The sequence below is a fragment of the Pseudomonas sp. AFG_SD02_1510_Pfu_092 genome, assembly GCF_003331055.1.
Classification (GTDB): domain Bacteria; phylum Pseudomonadota; class Gammaproteobacteria; order Pseudomonadales; family Pseudomonadaceae; genus Aquipseudomonas.
Genome location: NZ_PUQD01000011.1, coordinates 80,849 through 100,502, shown reverse-complemented (window position 1 = coordinate 100,502; position 19,654 = coordinate 80,849). Strand labels below are relative to the sequence as shown.

The 19,654-nt window shown below is 66.1% G+C and carries 17 protein-coding genes; 10 read left to right on the top strand and 7 right to left on the bottom strand.

Translation table 11 applies throughout. From position 1 onward, the window contains the following. Positions 1–187: 187 nt before the first annotated feature. The 3 genes from C6A77_RS07960 to C6A77_RS07950 form a co-directional block, all read right to left on the bottom strand. Entirely contained in the window at positions 188–979 is a 792-nt protein-coding gene (locus C6A77_RS07960) for an OmpA family protein (RefSeq protein WP_114168959.1), read from the bottom strand. A gap of 50 nt (positions 980–1,029) precedes the next feature. Beyond that, entirely contained in the window at positions 1,030–1,443 is a 414-nt protein-coding gene (locus C6A77_RS07955; protein WP_114168958.1) for a DUF4398 domain-containing protein, read from the bottom strand. 274 nt (positions 1,444–1,717) lie between these two features. After that, positions 1,718–2,062: a pilin assembly protein gene (locus C6A77_RS07950; protein WP_114168957.1), complete on the bottom strand. Its 345-nt coding sequence runs from the start codon at positions 2,060–2,062 to the stop codon at positions 1,718–1,720. Between the two features lie 197 nt (positions 2,063–2,259). Between C6A77_RS07950 and ppc the strand changes: the two genes are divergently transcribed. From ppc to C6A77_RS07915, 7 genes are all read left to right on the top strand, one after another. Continuing rightward, entirely contained in the window at positions 2,260–4,887 is a 2,628-nt protein-coding gene (gene ppc / locus C6A77_RS07945; protein WP_114168956.1) for a phosphoenolpyruvate carboxylase, read from the top strand. 257 nt (positions 4,888–5,144) lie between these two features. After that, entirely contained in the window at positions 5,145–5,795 is a 651-nt protein-coding gene (gene adk / locus C6A77_RS07940; RefSeq protein ID WP_114168955.1) for an adenylate kinase, read from the top strand. Between the two features lie 238 nt (positions 5,796–6,033). Then, a complete protein-coding gene (gene tsaB / locus C6A77_RS07935) occupies positions 6,034–6,708 on the top strand; it encodes a tRNA (adenosine(37)-N6)-threonylcarbamoyltransferase complex dimerization subunit type 1 TsaB (RefSeq protein ID WP_114168954.1) in 675 nt (224 codons plus the stop codon). Positions 6,709–6,838: 130 nt separating this feature from the next. Further along, positions 6,839–7,129 carry a hypothetical protein gene (locus C6A77_RS07930; RefSeq protein WP_114168953.1) on the top strand — a complete coding sequence of 97 codons (291 nt, stop codon included), beginning with the start codon at positions 6,839–6,841 and terminating at the stop codon, positions 7,127–7,129. 3 nt (positions 7,130–7,132) lie between these two features. Beyond that, entirely contained in the window at positions 7,133–8,002 is an 870-nt protein-coding gene (locus tag C6A77_RS07925; RefSeq protein WP_114168952.1) for a DUF72 domain-containing protein, read from the top strand. A gap of 28 nt (positions 8,003–8,030) precedes the next feature. Beyond that, positions 8,031–8,861: an isocitrate lyase/phosphoenolpyruvate mutase family protein gene (locus tag C6A77_RS07920; protein ID WP_114168951.1), complete on the top strand. Its 831-nt coding sequence runs from the start codon at positions 8,031–8,033 to the stop codon at positions 8,859–8,861. Beyond that, the gene (locus C6A77_RS07915; protein ID WP_114168950.1) at positions 8,861–9,550 is read left to right on the top strand and encodes an extensin family protein; all 690 of its coding nucleotides are present in this window, start codon (positions 8,861–8,863) and stop codon (positions 9,548–9,550) included. Before C6A77_RS07920 ends, C6A77_RS07915 begins: the two co-directional genes overlap by 1 nt. Here the strand turns inward: C6A77_RS07915 and C6A77_RS07910 are convergent, their stop codons facing one another. Next, complete coding sequence (locus C6A77_RS07910) at positions 9,551–10,171, bottom strand: energy transducer TonB (protein ID WP_114168949.1); 621 nt, start codon at positions 10,169–10,171, stop codon at positions 9,551–9,553. Positions 10,172–10,274: 103 nt separating this feature from the next. Here C6A77_RS07910 and C6A77_RS07905 point away from each other — a divergent pair, with 103 nt between their 5' ends. After that, the gene (locus C6A77_RS07905; RefSeq protein WP_114168948.1) at positions 10,275–11,051 is read left to right on the top strand and encodes a class I SAM-dependent methyltransferase; all 777 of its coding nucleotides are present in this window, start codon (positions 10,275–10,277) and stop codon (positions 11,049–11,051) included. A gap of 126 nt (positions 11,052–11,177) precedes the next feature. Here the strand turns inward: C6A77_RS07905 and C6A77_RS07900 are convergent, their stop codons facing one another. Continuing rightward, positions 11,178–11,819 carry a TetR/AcrR family transcriptional regulator gene (locus C6A77_RS07900; RefSeq protein WP_114168947.1) on the bottom strand — a complete coding sequence of 214 codons (642 nt, stop codon included), beginning with the start codon at positions 11,817–11,819 and terminating at the stop codon, positions 11,178–11,180. A 168-nt stretch (positions 11,820–11,987) separates the two neighbouring features. Here C6A77_RS07900 and C6A77_RS07895 point away from each other — a divergent pair, with 168 nt between their 5' ends. Together C6A77_RS07895 and C6A77_RS07890 are read left to right on the top strand one after the other, a co-directional pair. Next, complete coding sequence (locus tag C6A77_RS07895; RefSeq protein WP_114168946.1) at positions 11,988–13,088, top strand: efflux RND transporter periplasmic adaptor subunit; 1,101 nt, start codon at positions 11,988–11,990, stop codon at positions 13,086–13,088. Positions 13,089–13,094: 6 nt separating this feature from the next. After that, the gene (locus tag C6A77_RS07890; protein ID WP_114168945.1) at positions 13,095–16,160 is read left to right on the top strand and encodes an efflux RND transporter permease subunit; all 3,066 of its coding nucleotides are present in this window, start codon (positions 13,095–13,097) and stop codon (positions 16,158–16,160) included. Between the two features lie 140 nt (positions 16,161–16,300). Here C6A77_RS07890 and C6A77_RS07880 read toward each other — a convergent pair whose 3' ends face one another. Then, entirely contained in the window at positions 16,301–16,987 is a 687-nt protein-coding gene (locus C6A77_RS07880) for a DUF4197 domain-containing protein (RefSeq protein ID WP_114168944.1), read from the bottom strand. Between the two features lie 24 nt (positions 16,988–17,011). Then, a complete protein-coding gene (plsB, locus tag C6A77_RS07875) occupies positions 17,012–19,498 on the bottom strand; it encodes a glycerol-3-phosphate 1-O-acyltransferase PlsB (RefSeq protein ID WP_114168943.1) in 2,487 nt (828 codons plus the stop codon). Positions 19,499–19,654: the final 156 nt, after the last annotated feature.

Sequence of the window (19,654 nt, the reverse complement as noted above, 5' to 3'; positions counted from 1 at the left end):
CCCCCCCCCCCCCCCCCGCCGCGCCCCCCCCCCCCCCCGCCCGGCCGGGGCGCCCCCCCCCCCCCCCCACCCCCCCCCCCCCCCGCCCCCCCCCCCCCGGGGGGGGGGGGGGCCCCCCCGCGAAAGGGCCGGCACAGACAAAAAGAAAGCCCCGCTTCGATCGCGGGGCTTGTCGTCTCAGCCAGCCTTACTGCTGCGCCTGGCTCACCGAACGCGGGGCCACCGGCTGGTTATCGTTGGAGATGGTCACCTCCACCCGACGGTTCTGCGCACGCCCCGAGTTGCTCGAGTTGTCCGCTACCGGGTACTCCTTGCCGTAACCCTGCGAGACGATGCGCGCCGGGTCGACGCCAGCCCGTACCAGGGCCATGCGCACGCTGTTGGCGCGGCGCTCGGAAAGGGTCTGGTTGTAGTTGGCCGAGCCGACGCTGTCGGTGTAGCCCTCGACGATCACCTTGCGCTCCGGGTTTTCCTGGAGGAACTGCGCCAGCTTGGTGACGTTCGGGTAGGCATTGCTCTTGAGTTCGGCCTTGTTGAAGTCGAACAGCACATCACCGAAGGTGACCAAGGTGCCGCGGTCGGTCTGCTTGGCGTTGAGGCTGTCCTGCAGCTTGGCGATCTGGGCGTCGCGGGCGTCCAGCTTGGCCTGGGCACGCTGCGCCGAAGCGTTCTTCAGGTCACCCTCGGCAGTGCGCAGGGCGATGGTCTGTTTGGCCACTTCGACGCGCTGGTTGGTCAGGTAGGCCAGTTGGTCGACCTTCTGCTCGTCCTCACGCTCCATGAAGGCCTTGTCGGCCTTGTTCAACCAATCCTGGGCGTCTTTGGTTTCCAGCGCCGCGACCTTGCTCGCCTGCGGGTCGCTCTGCAGCGAGGAGAAGTTGCTGCGGGCCGCTTCCAGGTTGGCATTCGGGTCGTGCGAGCAGGCGGCGAGGCCGACGCTCAGGGCCAGCAAAGCGGGAATCATGACGTAGTTGCGCATAGTGTTCATCCTTTGATCGTGTGCGAAGACAGAGGCGGGCGGGGCAGGGCTCACTGAGCGCTGCGCAGGCCTTCCTCACGTACGTCCTGAACGCCCTCGCGGGCATCCTGCACAGCCTTCTGGGCCTTGGCCGCCTGGGCCTTGCGTTCGGCCAGGCGAGCGTCCCATTCGGCCTGTTCGGCCAGGCGCCTGGCTTCGTCGTACTGCTTGTCGTGCATGGCGATTTCGGCCTGCTTGAACTTGTCCTGCGCCGCTTTCATCTCGACGGCGGCGAACTCGGTGCCGCCAGCGCTGACGGCGGAGTTCACGGCGGACTGGGTGACGGCATACTGCTCGGTGGGCGGGTTGCCCGCACAGCCGGCCAGGACCAGGCTACTGCCCAGGGCCAGCGCTGCCAGCTTGAACCCGCGCACAGGCGTGGATGACGGTTTGCAAGTGCGGGTTTTGATGGTGGTCAGTTCCATTGGATCACTCCTGTTTACGACGATGTCCGTAGCAGTCCATCGCTCATTCCCTGGCACGTCCGCGCGCTTCAGCTCAACGGTGCACAACGGCGGTGTGCAGGGTTTTAGCGTGATGGCTATTGGCTGTGACTGAGGCGTTTTTCGAATAGTTCAGAAAAAAAGCCCGCTGCGGGGCAACTATTTCTGACTGATCGGTCAGCGGTTTTGGCCTGGAACTTTCGTCAACCGGAGCGGTATTCCGGGCCCTGGGCGAGCCCGGAAAAGGCGGTGGCCGTTACTTTTCGCGGTCAGCGCTGGTGCTGCTCATGGCGTGCAGGTGTTGGCGGGACAATGTCAGAAAGCGCGGCGTGGGGCCGATGTCCTCGTACAGCGGGTCGCCTTCTTCGTCGGTGGCGATGACCTGGCGCCCCTGCACATACGGGAAGCTGGCTTCGAGTTCTTCGAGGGCGGCGGCTACCAGTTCGCCGAGCAGTTCCTCGGCGGTGCGCTTGGGGTACATGTCGATCAGCGCGGCCAGGCGCGCTTCCGATTCCAGGTCCAGGTGCAGGACATGGCCGGTGGGGCTGAGGGGGCCGGCGGCATTCTGTTCCCAGTGCCGGGCAAGTTCACGGATTTTCATGGTGACCTCTGTTTACGCCTGCTGGTCTGCATTGCATGGGAGTGCTGTGCTTTCACTTTAGTTTGCTTTGGCCGATCACGGCTTGCCATTGCCGCTCGGCTGTGGGCACTCTTGCCGCGAATAGCGCGCACCCTAGTGGGAGCGGGTAAAGCCTGAAAAAGGATGCAGTGCGCCAGAGCCGCGCCGGGGAGAGGCCGATGACCGATATCGATGTGCGTTTGCGTGAAGATGTCCATGTGCTGGGTGAGCTGCTCGGTGAAACCATTCGCCAGCAGCACGGTGACGCGTTCCTGCAGAAGATCGAGGACATCCGCCACAGTGCCAAGGCCGACCGCCGTGGGCCCGGCGAGCAACTGAGCTCGACCCTGGGCGACCTCGCCGAGGAAGACCTGCTGCCAGTGGCCAGGGCCTTCAACCAGTTTCTCAATCTGGCCAACATGGCCGAGCAGTACCAGTTGATCCGCCGTCGCGATGCCGAGCAGGCGCAGCCGTTCGAGGCCCGCGTGCTGCCCGAGCTGCTGGCACGCCTGAAGCAGGCCGGGCACAGCAACGATGCGCTGGCCCGGCAGCTGGCCAAGCTCGACATCCAGCTGGTGCTGACTGCGCACCCGACCGAGGTGGCCCGCCGCACCTTGATCCAGAAGTACGACGCCATCGCCGGCCAGCTGGCCGCCCAGGACCACCGCGACCTGACCCCGGACGAACGCCAGCAGGTGCGCGAGCGCCTGCGCCGGCTGATCGCCGAGGCCTGGCACACCGAGGAAATCCGCCGTACCCGGCCAACCCCGGTGGACGAGGCCAAATGGGGCTTCGCGGTGATCGAGCATTCGCTGTGGCACGCCATCCCCAGCCACTTGCGCAAGGTCGACAAGGCCCTGCTCGACGCGACCGGCCTGCGCCTGCCGCTGGAAGCAGCGCCGATCCGCTTCGCTTCGTGGATGGGCGGCGACCGTGATGGTAACCCCAACGTCACCGCAGCGGTAACCCGCGAGGTCTTGCTGCTGGCGCGCTGGATGGCCGCCGACCTGTTCCTGCGCGACATCGACGCGCTGGCTGCCGAGTTGTCCATGCAGCAGGCCAGTGCCGCCCTGCGCGAGCGGGTGGGCGACAGCGCCGAACCCTACCGCGCCGTGCTCAAGCAGCTGCGCGAACGCCTGCGGGCCACGCGCGCCTGGGCGCACTCGGCGTTGGCCAGCGACCCGCCGGCCACTGCCGAGGTGCTGGTGGACAACCGTGACCTGATCGCGCCGCTGGAGCTGTGCTACCAGTCGCTGCACGAATGCGGCATGGGCGTGATTGCCGAAGGCCCGCTGCTCGACTGCCTGCGCCGCGCGGTCACCTTCGGCCTGTTCCTCGGCCGGCTGGATGTGCGCCAGGACGCCGCCCGGCACCGTGATGCGCTGACCGAAATCACCGACTACCTGGGCCTGGGGCGCTATGCCGACTGGGATGAAGAGCAACGCATCGCCTTCCTTCAGGCCGAGCTGAAAAACCGCCGGCCGCTGCTGCCTGCGCATTTCCAGCCGCAGGCGGATACCGCCGAAGTGCTGGCCACCTGCCGGGAAATTGCCGCTGCGCCGGCCGCCTCGCTGGGCTCTTACGTGATTTCCATGGCGGGTGCCGCCTCGGACGTGCTGGCGGTACAGCTGTTGCTCAAGGAGGCCGGCCTGACCCGGCCGATGCGCGTGGTGCCGCTGTTCGAAACCCTGGCCGACCTCGACAATGCCGGCCCGGTGATGCAGCGCCTGCTCGGCCTGCCGGGCTACCGCGCCAACCTGCGCGGCCCGCAGGAGGTGATGATCGGCTACTCCGACTCGGCCAAGGACGCCGGCACCACGGCGGCCGCCTGGGCGCAGTACCGGGCCCAGGAAAACCTGGTGCGCATTTGCGCCGAGCACCAGGTCGAACTGCTGCTGTTCCATGGCCGTGGCGGTACCGTCGGCCGTGGCGGTGGCCCGGCCCATGCGGCGATCCTGTCGCAGCCACCGGGTTCGGTGGCGGGGCGTTTCCGCACCACCGAGCAGGGCGAGATGATCCGCTTCAAGTTCGGCTTGCCGGGGATCGCCGAGCAGAACCTCAACCTGTACCTGGCCGCAGTGCTGGAAGCCACCTTGTTGCCACCGCCACCGCCACAACCGGCCTGGCGCGAGCTGATGGACCAGCTGGCCGCCGACGGGGTCAAGGCCTACCGCAGCGTGGTGCGGGAAAACCCTGACTTCGTCGAGTACTTCCGCCAGTCGACCCCGGAACAGGAGCTGGGCCGCCTGCCGCTGGGCAGCCGCCCGGCCAAACGCCGTGCCGGTGGCATCGAAAGCCTGCGGGCCATCCCGTGGATCTTCGGCTGGACCCAGACCCGCCTGATGCTGCCGGCCTGGCTGGGGTGGGAAACCGCATTGAGCAATGCCCTTAACCGAGGCCAGGGTGAACTGCTGGCGCAGATGCGCGAACAGTGGCCGTTCTTCCGCACCCGCATCGACATGCTCGAGATGGTGCTGGCCAAGGCCGATGCACAAATCGCCGAGGCCTACGACGAACGTCTGGTGCAACCGCACCTGCTGCCTTTGGGTGCGCAGCTGCGCGACCTATTGTCGCAGTCCTGCCAGGTGGTGCTGGGCCTGACCGGGCAACCGGTGCTACTGGCGCACAGCCCCGAGACCCTGGAATTCATCCGCCTGCGCAACACCTACCTGGACCCGCTGCACCGCCTGCAGGCCGAGCTGCTGGCCCGCTCGCGCAGCCGCGAAGCCGCTCTGGACAGCCCGTTGGAGCAGGCCCTGCTGGTAACCGTGGCCGGTATCGCCGCCGGCTTGCGCAATACCGGGTGAGGGCCTGCGCAGGCCGTGCCGGGTAGTCACCCGGCAGGCCGGGCAGCGGCACGGTGAGGGTGGTTGCGCCTGGCGCAACCACCTGCGTGGTCCGCCGCAAGTGGCGCATTCCTGCAACTTTGGGACGCTTGTCTGGCTGCCGGGCGCTGTGTATCTTGAGCAGCCTTCTGACCGATTTATGGTCATACCCGATTTTCCGGACTTGGCCCTGGTCGCCGAATCCATTGAATTTCATAAAAAAATTTGAGGAGCACGAGATGCGCGTAATTCTGCTGGGAGCTCCCGGGGCCGGTAAAGGTACTCAGGCAAAGTTCATCACCGAAAAGTTCGGTATTCCGCAGATCTCCACCGGCGACATGCTGCGTGCCGCCGTCAAGGCGGGCACCCCGCTGGGCCTGGAACTGAAGAAAGTCATGGATGCCGGCCAGCTGGTCTCCGACGAGTTGATCATCAGCCTGGTCAAGGAGCGCATCGCCCAGCCTGATTGTGCCAAGGGCTGCCTGTTCGACGGTTTCCCGCGCACCATCCCGCAAGCTGAAGCCATGGTCGCTGCCGGTGTCGATATCGATGCCGTGGTCGAAATTGCCGTGGACGACGAGGAAATCGTCGGCCGCATGGCTGGCCGCCGCGTGCACCTGGCCTCGGGCCGCACCTACCACATTCAGTACAACCCACCGAAAGTGGCAGGCAAGGACGACGAGACCGGCGAAGAGCTGATCCAGCGCGACGACGACAAGGAAGAGACCGTGCGTCATCGCCTGTCGGTCTACCACAGCCAGACCAAGCCGCTGGTGGACTTCTACCAGAAGCTGTCGGCTGCCAATGGCGGCAAGCCGAAGTACAGCCACATCGAAGGCGTCGGCTCGGTCGAGGCCATCACCGCCAAGGTTCTGGCAGCCCTGAGCTGATCCAGCGCCTGACGCACCTCGACAACGGCCCGCTAGCGGGCCGTTGTCGTTTTTGGGCTGCTTACGCAACCCATCGCCGGCAAGCCAGCTCCCACAGGTACTGTGCAACTTTCGGAATTGTCGCGCTCCTGTGGGAGCCGGCTTGCCGGCGATGGGCCGCACAGCGGCCCTCCTGGGACACAACGCCTGCACTGCTCTATACTGCCGCTCTTTTCATTCGCACCTGGATACCCGTTCGATGACCACCCTGCTGGCCCTGGATACCGCCACCGAAGCCTGTTCCGTCGCGCTGCTGCATGACGGCAAGGTAACCAGCCATTACGAGGTGATCCCGCGCATGCACGCGCAAAAGCTGCTGCCGATGATCAAGCAGCTGCTGGCCGAGTCCGGCGTGGCGCTGAATGCGCTGGATGCCATTGCCTTTGGCCGTGGCCCGGGCGCATTCACCGGTGTGCGCATCGCCATCGGCGTGGTTCAGGGCCTGGCCTTCGCCCTCGAGCGCCCGGTGCTACCGGTGTCCAACCTGGCTGCGCTGGCTCAGGGGGCGTTGCGCGAACATGGTGTGCAGCAAGTCGCGGCGGCCATCGATGCGCGCATGGATGAAGTGTATTGGGGCTGCTATCAGGCCAGCGCAGGCGAAATGCGCCTGGTCGGCCACGAGGCCGTGCTGCCACCCGAGCAGGTGGCGCTACCGGCGGGCAGCAGTGGCGAGTGGTTCGGTGCCGGTACCGGCTGGGGCTACGCCGAGCGCCTGGCGGTGGCGGTGGCGGCCAGCAATGCCAGTGCATTGCCCAACGCCCTCGACATCCTCAGCCTGGCCGGCTTCGCCTGGGCCCGCGGCGAGGCGATCGTCGCCGAGCAGGCGCAACCGGTCTACCTGCGCGACAATGTCGCCACGCCGAAGAAGCGCTGAGTGCTGTTCGTCGGGTATCACCGCTGCCGCTAAACCTTTTAGCCGATCTGTGGTCCAGTTATCACTCGAGCATTAGCGATAGAACCCTGATGCTGCTAAATTGCCATCATTGGTCCTGAGTGCTCATGCCATGCGTATCGACGGTTTTTCCTCGCAGTCCTACCCGATCAAGCGCACCCCGCGCAAGGCAGCGGTGCGTGACGACGCGATCGAGGACGCCGAGCTGGTCGAGGAGGTCGAAGCCGCCCCTCAGGAAGCCACCGCCCGCCGTCGCAGCGGTGGCCTGCCAGCCCGCCAGCAGGACATGATCTTTCCGCGCGCCCGCGACCGGCGCACCGCCACCGCACTGGCCAGCTACCTGAGCACTGCCGGTTTTACCGACTGGGACATGGAAGTACTGGGGCTCGACCTGTACATTTGATGGATGAATCCATCCCCCCTGCCTTATTTTCTCGGTTGCCCTTCGTGGAGCGAAAACGCCTGGCGCGAATACCTGTATCCCGCCGAGGCCAGCAGCAGTGAAATGCTTGGCTACTACAGCCAGGTGTTCAATGCCGTCGAGGGCAATACCACCTTCTACGCACGCCCCGCACCCGCCACCGTAGCGCGCTGGGCGCAGTTGATGCCCGAACACTTCCGCTTTACCGCCAAATTCCCCAGGGACATCAGCCACGAGGGCGACCTGCGTGATCAGCTTGAGCCCGCCTTCGATTTCACCCGCCTGATGGCGCCGTTGGGCCCGCGTGTCTCGCCCTACTGGTTGCAGTTGCCGGCCCAGTTCGGCCCTGCGCGCTTGGGCGAGCTGTGCCATTTTCTCGACCAGATCGGCCTGCCGGTGGCCGTCGAGGTGCGCAACCAGGCGTTCTTCGCCAAGGGTGAAGAAGAGCGCTTGCTCAACCGCTTGCTGCACGAGCGCGGCGTGGAGCGTATCTGCCTCGACCCGCGGGCCTTGTTCAGCTGCACTTCGCGCGACCCTGCCGTGCTGCACGCGCAGGCAAAGAAGCCCAAGGTGCCGCCGCGCCCGGCGGCGTTCAGCCAGCACCCGCAGGTGCGCTTCATCGGCCATCCGCAGCTGGAGGCCAACGAGGCCTTCCTCACCCCTTGGGTAGCCAAGGTCGCTGCCTGGATCGAGGAAGGGCGCAGCCCCTACATCTTCCTGCACACATCGGACAATCGCCTGGCTGCGGCGCTGGCCCAGCGTTTTCACCAGCGCCTGATGCAGCGCCTGCCGGGGCTTGCCGCCCTGCCGGAATTGCCGCGCGCCCCTGCGGTCGAACAACTGGGGCTACTCTGACTCTTCCCTGACTGCCGGAGGTTGAACCATGGATGTGCAAACCCTGCGAGCCGAAGCCTTCAAGGCCCTGCACGAGCGCGACGGCGCCTTCGTCATCCCCAACCCGTGGGACGCAGGTTCGGCCAAATTGCTCGCCAGCCTGGGCTTCGAGGCGCTGGCTACCACCAGTGCCGGCCTGGCTTTCAGCCTGGGCCAGCCGGACGCCGAGGGCGCCTTGAGCCTGGACGATACCCTTGATAACGCCGGCGAGATCGTCGATGCCACCGCGTTGCCGGTGGCCGCCGACCTGGAGAACGGCTTTGGCGACCTGCCCGAAGACTGTGCGCAGACCATTCTGCGCGCTGCCGAGGTTGGCCTGGTAGGGGGCTCCATCGAGGATGCCAGTGGCCGCAATGATGCGCCCATCTATGACTTCGGGCTGGCAGTGGAGCGTGTTCGCGCCGCCGCGCAGGCCGCGCGCAGCCTGCCGTTCCCGTTCACCCTGTGTGCCCGGGCACAGAATTTGCTGCACGGGCGGCTCGACCTGGATGACACCATCTCGCGCCTGCAAGCCTATGCCGAGGCCGGTGCCGATGTGCTTTACGCGCCCGGGCTGCGCACGGTCGAGGAGGTACGCGCCGTGGTGCAGGCACTCGCACCCCGGCCGGTCAATGTGCTGATGGGCCTGGCTGGGGTGCCGCTGAGTGTCAACCAGTTGCAGGACCTGGGCGTGCGCCGCATCAGCGTCGGCTCGTCGCTGGCGCGTGCCGCACTCGGCGCTTTCTACCGGGCTGCACAGGAAATCCGCAACGAGGGCACTTTTGCCTACGCTGAGCAGGCGCTGCCGTTCGCCCAGCTCAACGACCTGTTCCGCCGCTGATGCGGGCCGTGCTGGCGCTGCTGGCCGGCCTGCTGGTGCTGGGCGGCCTGGCCTGGCACTTCGGCTGGCGCCTGCCCGCTGCCTGGAACCCCTGGGCGCCGCTGGACCTGCGCCAGCCGCCCAACCTGCTGACCCCGTACAAACTGTCGCGCCTGCGCGATGACCCGGCGCTGTGCCGCCAGGCGCTGGAAACCAGCCAGCTGCGCTACCGCGCGCAAGCCGACAGCCCACCGTCGGCGGCCTGCCCGCTGCAAAATGTGTGGCGCATCGAAAGCGCCCAGGCGCGGCTCAGCAGCAGCTTTCTGGCCAGTTGCCCGCTGGCGGTGGCTTTTGCGCTTTTCGAAAGGCACGGCTTGCAGCCTGTGGCACAGCGGGTACTGGGCCAGCCGGTGGCGCAGGTCGAGCACCTCGGCAGTTTTGCCTGCCGTAACGTCTACCACCGCAAGCAGGGGCGGCTGAGCCAGCACGCCACGGCCGATGCTTTAGATATCAGCGGTTTTCGCCTGCAGGATGGCCAGCGCATCGTGCTGGCGCGTGACTGGCAGGCGGGCGGGCAGAAGGCGCAATTTCTGCGTCAGGTGCAGCAGGCGGCGTGTGACAGCTTCAACACGGTATTGGGGCCGGACTACAACGCGGCGCACCACAACCACTTTCACCTGGACATGGGGCGTTGGCAGATCTGCCGCTGATCAGGCGTGAACGCGCACGTTGTTCAGAACCACCGGGCGAGCCCAGTGCAGGTCGAACTCCAGGTCGTTCTGCTGCTTGGCCAGGGTGGTGGTGTCGAATGGCTCCGGTGCCGGGTCGAGCAGATCGCTTTCGAGCTCGGCGATGGGCAGGAACAACGGCCGTGGCGCAGGGCCAGGGCCGGGCTCGGGGAGGGGCTGGCCCTGGTTGATCACCACTGGGCGCAGCCAGCTGTTGCTGATGTCGAGCTGGCGCTGCTGCTCGATCATTTCGATGGCGCTGAACGGCTCGGGGGCGGGCGGCAGCAGGTTGGCCTCGAGCTCGGCCTTGGGCAGGAACAAGGGCTCCGGCGGGGCTACCACGGTGTCACGCACCGGGCAGGTGCGCTGGGCGTCGATCAGGGCCAGGGCGCGGGCGCCTCCGATCGGTTCGCCGCTTTCCTGGTCGTAGCGCACGAACGACTGGCTGACGCTATCGGCGGGCTCTTCCTGCTGCTCGGCCATGGCCCGGGCGAAAAAATCCTGCCACAGGTGGCTGACGCCGCCGAGTGCCTGGGTGTTGTGCTGACTGTAGTTGCCGACAGGCGACAGGTAGGTCAGGCCGATGGGAAGAGTATCTGTCATGGCAGTCGCGCGCGTTGTGCTCTGGCAGAATAGCGGAATATTGCCTGTATCGGCCGTGGCGGCCGATACATTAACGGCTGGGTTCAATTTCTAGGTGTGAATGATGGAAGAGCAGGGCACAGGTATCCGGGTCGAGGCGTTGTCGGCGGAATTCGAGGCGCAAGCCAGGGCATGGGCCGAGCGCCTGGCGCTGCCGCTGCAGGACGATGCCGCCGGCTTTGCCGTGCAGGTCGGCGCGGATGGCTTGCAGATCCAGCAATTGGGCCCGCAAGCCCCGGGGCCGGTACGGGTGGACTTCGTTGAAGGCCAGGCCGCGCACCGCCGCCAGTTCGGCGGTGGCAACGGGCAGATGATCGCCAAAGCGGTGGGCATCGCCCAGGGCGTGCGGCCGCAGGTGCTGGATGCCACGGCGGGCTTGGGCAAGGACGCGTTCGTGCTGGCCAGCCTGGGCTGCCAGATGACCCTCATCGAACGCCAGCCGCTGATTGCCGCACTGCTCGAGGACGGCCTGGCGCGGGCGCGGGCGGACGAAGAGGTGGGGCCGATTGTCGGGCGCATGCGCCTGCTGGCCGGCAATGCCATCGAACGCATGCGCGCCTGGGAAGGCGAGGCGCCGCAGGTGATCTACCTCGACCCAATGTTCCCGCACCGCGACAAGAGTGCCCTGGTGAAGAAGGAAATGCGCGTGTTCCGGCCCCTGGTCGGCGACGACCTGGACGCCCCGGCCCTGCTCGAAGCCGCCCTGGCACTGGCCAGCCACCGGGTGGTGGTGAAGCGGCCGCGCAAGGCGCCGATCATCGACGGGCCGAAGCCGAGCCACAGCCTGGAGGGCAAGTCGAGCCGCTATGATATTTACCCGAAGAAGGCGTTGAAGGGCTGATTCGTTTGCCTGCGGGCCTCTTCGCGGGTAAACCCGCTCCCACAGCTGCTGCGCAATCTTCAGTAGGGCATCGAACCCTGTGGGAGCGGGTTTACCCGCGAAGAGGCACCCACAGACACCCGGATATCAAGGTCGGAACGCCCGCAAGAACACCCCCACCACCTCGCGCACATGCGCCTCGGCCTCATCCCCCTCCAGTGGCCCCGCGCACCCCAGCAGCAAGCGATAATCCGGCGCCCCCTTCACCAGGCAGAAAAAGTGCTCCGCCGCCCGCAGCGGGTTGTCGACACGCAGTAACCCACGCTCATCCGCACCGCGCAGCAGCGCTTCCATCCCCGCCAGCACGCGCTTGGGCCCGGCCTCGTAAAAGTACTCGCCAAAACTCGGGTCCAGGCTGCCCTGGGCCATGATCAGGCGGCACAGCTTGACCGCTTCGTCGCTGCTGATCAGCGCCTGGAAACCACGGGCGATGGTCAGCAGAACCTCCTCCACCGGCGCCCCGTCCGGGTACTCGAACAGCAGGTCGGGCAACTGGATCTGACAAGTGGCCATTACCGCCGAGCAGAACAGGGTCTGCTTGTCGGTGAAGTGGCTGTACACAGTGAGCTTCGAAACACCTGCCGCCGCAGCGACCGCATCCATGCTGGTGTTGGCATAGCCAAGGCTGAGGAACAGGGCCTTGGCCGCTTCGAGAATCGCCTCGCGCTTGGCCAGATCCTTGGGCCGGCCCGGGCCGATGGGTGCGTCGTTGGACATTGGAATCCGCATCTTTGCAAATGGACGACCATCTTACCGGCTTGCACAGCTTCCGGCTGCAGATCGCGTCCTGGGTTGATATGGATTTTCTTCCGGGCGTGGCTTCCCGGCTCCGGTTCGCTGATTTAATATACTGGTCAGTATAAATATTCAGTCGTACTCGTTGCGAAAGGATTCATCATGTTGCGCCATGCCTTGTCCATCGCCCTGCCTACCGTCGCTGCGCTGTTGCTGGCGGCATGCGGCCAGCAAGCCGCCCCCCCTGCCGCGCCGCGCCCGGCGCTGGTGGTGCAGCCGCAGCCGGCCGAAGCCGCTGCCGACAGTTACCCCGGCGAAGTGCGTGCGCGCTTCGAGCCGGAGCTGGCCTTCCGCATTGGCGGCAAGGTCAGCAAGCGCCTGGTCGAGGAGGGGCAGCGGGTCAAGGCCGAGCAGCCGCTGGCCGAGCTGGACCCGCAGGACGTGCGCCTGCAACTGGAAGCCAACCGCGCCCAGCTGGCCGCTGCCGAGGCCAACCTGGCGTTAGTGCGCGCCGAGCGCGATCGCTACCAGAAGCTGCTGGAGCGGCAGATGGTCAGCCGTTCGCAGTACGACAATGCGGAAAACCTCTACCGGGCAGGCCTGGCCCGCCTGAAGCAGGCCAAGGCTGAGTTCGACGTGGCCGGCAACCAGGCCGAATATGCCGTGCTGCGCGCGCCGCAGGCCGGGGTGGTCGCCAAGCGCCAAGTTGAAGTGGGCCAGGTGGTCGCCGCCGGGCAGACCGTGTTCACCCTCGCCGCCGATGGAGAGCGGGAAGTGGCCATCGGCCTGCCGGAGCAGCAGTTCGCCCGCTTCGCCGTCGGCCAGCCGGTCAGCGTGGAACTGTGGTCGCACCCGCAGGAACGCTTCCAGGGGCGCATTCGCGAACTGTCACCGGCTGCCGACCCGCGCTCGCGCACGTTCGCCGCGCGCATCGCGTTCAGCTCGGCAGCCGCCCCGGCGGAGCTGGGCCAGAGCGCCCGGGTGTTCATCGCCCACGACGGGCTGATCCCGCTGGCGGTGCCGCTGTCTGCCGTCACGGCGGAAAACGGCCAGGCCTATGTCTGGCGGGTCAACCAGGACAGCCGCCTGGAGCGGGCAGTGGTGCGCCTGGGTGCATATGGTGCCGACACGGTGCCGGTGCTCGAAGGCCTTGCCCCGGGCGACTGGGTGGTCGCCGCAGGTGGCCATGTATTGCGCGAAGGCCAGGAGGTACGCCCCGTGGACCGCAGCAACCGTGTAGTGAACCTGACGGCCAAGGAGTAAGTCCCGATGGGTTTCAACCTTTCTGCCTGGGCGCTGCGCAACCGCCAGATCGTCCTGTTCCTGATGATCCTGCTGGCGGCCATTGGCGCCATGTCCTACACCAAGCTCGGCCAGAGCGAGGACCCGCCGTTCACCTTCAAGGCCATGGTCATCCGTACCCTGTGGCCCGGCGCCAGCGCCGAGGAAGTGGCGCGCCAGGTCACCGAACGCATCGAGAAGAAGCTGATGGAAACCGGCGAGTACGAGCGCATCGTGTCGTTCTCTCGCCCGGGCGAATCGCAGGTCACGTTCATGGCCCGCGACTCGCTGCATTCCAAGGACATCCCCGAGCTGTGGTACCAGATCCGCAAGAAGGTCGCGGACATCCGCCATACCTTGCCGCCGGAAATTCAAGGCCCGTTCTTCAACGACGAGTTCGGCACCACCTTCGGCAATATCTATGCGCTGACCGGGGCGGGCTTCGACTATGCGGTGCTCAAGGATTATGCCGACCGCATCCAGATCCAGCTGCAACGGGTCAAGGATGTGGGCAAGGTCGAGCTGATCGGCCTGCAGGACGAGAAAATCTGGATCGAGCTGTCCAACCTCAAGCTGGCCACCCTCGGCGTACCGCTGGAGGCGGTGCAGCAGGCCCTGCGGGAACAGAATGCCGTCAGCACCGCCGGCTTCTTCGAAACCCCCAGCGAGCGCCTGCAATTGCGCGTGAGCGGGCGCTTCGACAGCGTCGAGCAGATTCGCCAGTTCCCCATTCGCGTGGGTGACCGCACCTTCCGTATCGGCGATGTCGCCGAGGTGCACCGCGGCTTCAACGACCCACCCGCACCGCGCATGCGCTTCATGGGCGAGGACGCCATTGGCCTGGCGGTGTCGATGAAGGACGGCGGTGACATTCTGGTGCTGGGCAAGGCCCTGGAAGCCGAGTTCGAGCGCCTGGCACGCAGCCTGCCAGCCGGTATGGCGCTGCGCAAGGTCTCCGACCAGCCGGCAGCGGTCAAGGCCGGCGTTGGCGAGTTCGTCCAGGTGCTGGTCGAGGCGCTGGTCATCGTACTGCTGGTGAGCTTCTTCTCCCTGGGCCTGCGCACCGGGCTGGTGGTCGCGCTGGCGATTCCGCTGGTGCTGGCCATGACCTTCGCCGCCATGCACTACTTCGGCATCGGCCTGCACAAGATTTCGCTCGGCGCGCTGGTGCTGGCCCTGGGCTTGCTGGTCGATGACGCGATCATTGCCGTGGAAATGATGGCGATCAAGATGGAGCAGGGCTACGACCGCCTCAAGGCGGCCAGCTACGCCTGGAGCAGTACCGCCTTCCCGATGCTTACCGGCACCCTGATCACGGCAGCGGGCTTCCTGCCGATTGCCACGGCGGCCTCTAGCACCGGCGAATACACCCGCTCGATCTTCCAGGTGGTGACCATCGCCTTGCTGACCTCCTGGGTGGCCGCCGTGGTGTTCGTGCCGTACCTGGGCGAGCGCTTGCTGCCGGACCTGGCCAGGCAGCAGGCCGCGCGCCATGGCACCGACGGTTGGGCGCCAGACCCTTATGCCACGCCGTTCTACCAGCGTGTGCGGCGTGTGGTGGAGTGGTGCGTGCGCCGGCGCAAGACGGTGATTCTGCTGACCATTGCCGCGTTTGTCGGCAGCATTCTGTTGTTCCGTTTCGTGCCTCAGCAGTTCTTCCCGGCTTCAGGGCGCCCGGAGCTGATGGTCGACCTGAAGCTGGCCGAAGGCGCTTCGCTGGTCAACACCGCCGAGCGGGTCAAGCAACTGGAGGCGCTGCTCAAGCAGCAGGAGGGCATCGACAACTACGTGGCTTATGTGGGGACCGGTTCACCGCGTTTCTACCTGCCGCTGGACCAGCAGCTGCCGGCAGCCAGCTTTGCCCAGTTCGTGGTGCTGACCCGCTCGATGGAGGACCGCGAGCGCCTGCGCAGCTGGCTGATCAGCACCGTCGACCAGCGGTTCCCCGACCTGCGTGCACGGGTTACCCGCCTGGAAAACGGCCCGCCCGTGGGTTACCCGGTGCAGTTCCGGGTGACCGGCGAACACATCGAAAAAGTCCGTGCGCTGGCCCGCGAAGTGGCCGACAAGGTGCGGCAGAACCCACATGTGGTGAACGTGCACCTGGACTGGGAGGAGCCGAGCAAGGCGGTGTTCCTGGAAATCGACCAGGACCGCGCTCGCGCCCTGGGCGTCAGTACCGCGCACCTGTCGAGCTTCCTGCAAAGTTCGCTGACCGGTACCACGGTCAGCCAGTACCGCGAAGACAACGAGCTGATCGAGATCCTGTTGCGTGGCACCCAGCAGGAGCGCAGCGAGCTGGGCAGCCTCGGCAGCCTGGCGCTGCCGACCGACAATGGCCAGAGCGTGGCGCTGGCGCAGGTGGCGACCCTGGAATATGGCTTCGAGGAGGGCATCATCTGGCACCGCAACCGCTTGCCGACGGTGACCGTGCGTGCCGATATCTACGACAAGGAGCAGCCGGCGACGCTGGTCAGGCAGATCGAGCCGACCCTGGACGAGATCCGCGCCAGGCTGCCGGATGGCTACCTGCTGGAAGTCGGCGGCACGGTGGAAGACTCCGAGCGCGGGCAGAAGTCGGTGAATGCCGGCATGCCGCTGTTCGTGGTGGTGGTGCTGAGTTTGCTGATGATCCAGCTGCGCAGTTTCTCGCGCACGCTGATGGTGTTCCTCACCGCGCCGCTGGGGCTGATCGGCGTGACCCTGTTCCTGCTGGTGTTCCGCCAGCCGTTCGGCTTTGTCGCGATGCTCGGGACCATTGCCCTGGCGGGGATGATCATGCGCAACTCGGTGATCCTGGTGGACCAGATCGAGCAGGACATCGCGGCGGGGATGGAGCGTTGGCAGGCGATCATCGAAGCGACGGTGCGGCGCTTCCGGCCGATCGTGCTGACCGCGCTGGCGGCGGTACTGGCCATGATTCCGTTGTCGCGTAGCGTGTTCTATGGGCCGATGGCGGTGGCCATCATGGGTGGGTTGATCGTGGCCACGGTGCTGACCCTGTTGTTCCTGCCGGCGTTGTATGCGGCGTGGTTCAGGGTCAAGAAGGGCTGAACACCGCAGGGGGAGGGCTTTTGCCCTCCTGTGGGAGCGGGCGAGCCCGCGAAGCCGACAACGCGCTGTATGGCACCGGCTTCGCCGGTGTTCGCGGGCGTGCCCGCTCCCACAAGGGCTGCAAAGCAGCCCCCAGGGCATCAGAGGGCGCCGAAGACCTTCTTGGCCAGGCTGGTAGCCGCCTGTGCCGGGTTCTGGCGAATGCTCTGCTCCTGCTTGGCAATCATCTCGAACAGGCCGTCCAGCGCCTTCTCGGTCACATAGCTCTCGATATTGGCGTCATCCTTCACCAGGCCCAGCCCTTTGGCCTGGGCGGCGAAGGCGTTGTATTGCTGGGCCACGCCGACCTTGTCGGTGGCCTGCTTGACGATCGGCAGGAACCTGGCGCGGATCTGCTCGCGGCTGCTCTTGTTCAGGTACTGGGTAGCCGAGTCGTCACCGCCGCTGAGAATGCCCTTGGCATCGGTCACGCTCATGTTCTTCACGGCATCCAGCAGAATCGCCTGGGCCTGCGGCACAGCTGCTTCGGCGGCTTTGTTCATGCTGGTTTCCAGGGCTTCGACCTGTTCACCTTTGCCGAACATCTTCATCGCCTTGGCGGCCTTGCCCAGGTTACCGGGCAGCTCGATGCGCACGTCCGGGTTGTTGCTGAAGCCGCCCGGGCTGCTCAGTTGCTTGACGGCCAGCTGCGCACCTTGGGTCAGGGCATCTTTCAGGCCGCCGGTGGCGTCCTTCTGGCTGAGGTCGCCCAGCGACAAGGCCAGGGCGCTGGCCGACAGCAGCAGGCCGGCGCACAGGGTGGTGAAGCGCAGGGAAGTACGGATCATGAATCTTTCCTTGTTGATGAATGATCACAAGGTGGAGGTTTCCAGCCCGTCGTCGCGGTGCAATGCCACTTGGCGGATCGACAGGCGCAGTTCGGCCGACAGTACGCGCTTGGCCACGCCTTCGGCCAGTTCGCCAAGCTTGTCGTGATAACCCAGCTTGCCTTGGGCATCGGCGTGCAGCACGCCTTGCTCGACCAGGGTCTGGATGAAGTGGCGGAACAGGGTCTTGTCGAAGAACTCCGGGGCGTTCAGGCCATGCAGGATCGACAGGCGCTGGGCCATCATTACGCACAGGTCTTCCAGCTCTTCGGCGCTGAGGCTGTTCTGCCCACTGTTGAGCAGCAGCGAGGTGGCCATGTAGAAGCGCTGCAAGGTCTGGGTGATGGTGCGGGCGAGCAGGGTCAGCAGCACGAACTGCCGCGAGCTGGGCGCCGGGCGAATGTAGATGTCGTTGTCCTGGCGCAGCAGCCCCTGTTCCACCAGCGCGGCCAGCCACTGGTCGATCACCCCGTCCAGTTGCTCCGGCGCCCAGCGCAGGAACAGTTCGGCCTGCAAGTACGGGTACAGCGCGTGCACATACTGGCCCAGCAGTTCCCGGCTCATGCGCGAACTGCTGAGGAAGAAGCTGGCCAGCAACGCCGGCAGGGCGAAGATGTGCAGCACGTTGTTGCGGTAATAGGTCATCAGTACCGCGTTGCCTTCATCCAGATAGAGGATGCGGCCCAGGGCGTCCTTCTGCTCGGCGACCAGGTTCATGCTGCGCACGTGTTCGATCAGCGCCTGGCCGTCGCCCTCGGGCAGGGTGGTGTGCGGCGAGTAGGGCACCTGGCGCAGCAGGGCCAGGTACAGGTCGAGCACGCGGGTCAGGGCGCGTTCGTCCAGGGCCAGGCGGCTGGTGGAGAGCAGCGCCAGCGCCACCAGGTTGACCGGGTTGACCGCAGCCGCCTCGTTGAGGTGACGGGCCACGGTTTCGCCCAGGCGGGTGGTGGTCGCGTTGAGCCAGGCCGGGCGGTACTGCGGGCCGTGGTCCTGCTCACGCCAGCCAGGCTGTTGCTGGTCGAGGAAGCCGGCCAGGCGAATCGGCTCGCCGAAGTTCACGTACACCTGGCCGAAACGCTGCTTGAGCGCGCCGAACACCTTGAAGATGTCGAACACCGACTCTTTCTTCTTGCTGGCACCACGCAGCTCGCCCAGGTAGGTGCGGCCCTCGAGCACCCGCTCGTAACCGATGTACACCGGCACGAACACGATCGGCGTGCGCGACGAGCGCAGGAAGCTGCGCAGGGTGATGGCCAGCATCCCGGTGCGCGGCTGCAGCATGCGCCCGGTCCGCGAGCGGCCGCCTTCGACGAAGTACTCGACCGGGAAGCCCTTGGTGTACAGGGTGTGCAGGTATTCATTGAACACGGCGGTGTACAACGGGTTGCCCTTGAACGTGCGGCGCATGAAGAACGCGCCGCCACGGCGCAGCAGGTTGCCCACTACCGGCATGTTGAGGTTGATGCCTGCCGCCACGTGGGGCGGGGTGAGGCCGTTGCGGAACAGCAGGTACGACAGCAGCAGGTAGTCGATATGGCTGCGGTGGCACGGTACGTAGATCACTTCGTGGCCCGGGGCGATGCCCTGCACCTGCTCGATGTGGTTGACCTTGATGCCGTCGTAGATCTTGTTCCAGAACCAGCTGAGCACCACTTCGAGGAAGCGGATGGCGGTGTAGGTGTAGTCCGAGGCGATTTCGTTGCCGTAGCGCAGGGCCTGGGCCTCGGCCTTGGCCAGCGGCAGGTTCTCGCGCTGTGCCTCTTCGACGATGGCCTGGCGCACCTGGGGCGCGTGGATCAGGCCCTTGACCAAGGTGCGCCGGTGCGAGATGTCCGGGCCGATGACGGCGGTCCTGAGGTTGCGAAAATGCACGCGCATCAGGCGCTGGGCCATGCGCACGGTGCGCTCGTGGCCCTTGTTGTGTTGCACCAGTTCACGCAGGTGAATGGGCGCAGAGAACTGCACGCGGGTCTTGCGCCCCAGCACCAGCACGGTCAGCAGCCGGCGCAGGCGCCCGGTAACTGCCCAGCTGTCGGCGAACAGCAGCTTCCACGGGCTGGACTCACTGGCCGGGGTCTGGCCCCAGAACACGCTGACCGGAATGATCTGCGCATCTTCTTCGGCGTGCTGGCTGACGGCGGCGACCAGGCGTTCCAGCGTGGGCGGGGCGCCGCGCTTGTCATGGCGGCCAAGCCAGTCCGGGTCGGGGGTCAGGTAGAAGAACGCCGCCGGCTCCTGCAACGCGCCGACGGCTACTGGCAGCACCGGGCGCGGCAGCCCCGCCTTGGTGCATTCGTGGTCAAGGACGGCCAGGTCGGTGAGCGCCGGCGACGGCAGCGCGTAGAACACCGGCCGGCTACGATCCAGGTTCAACGACATGGATGACTGGTTGATGGTCTCGGAGCGCACCCACAGGTACAACAGGCGACGCAGGGCGCCGAAGATCAGGCGGCGCAGGGGGGAACGGGTCATGGGGTGTCTGCCCTGGGTGTGATGTTCAGAGGGGTATCCAGCCAATTAGTCTGCCGTATCTGCGCAAGTTCAGCAAAAATCGCCGAACCACGCGGCGGTCATCAAATTTTTTTGTTCTGTGTCATATACTCGGCCTGCCGCTTGCAGGATATTTCC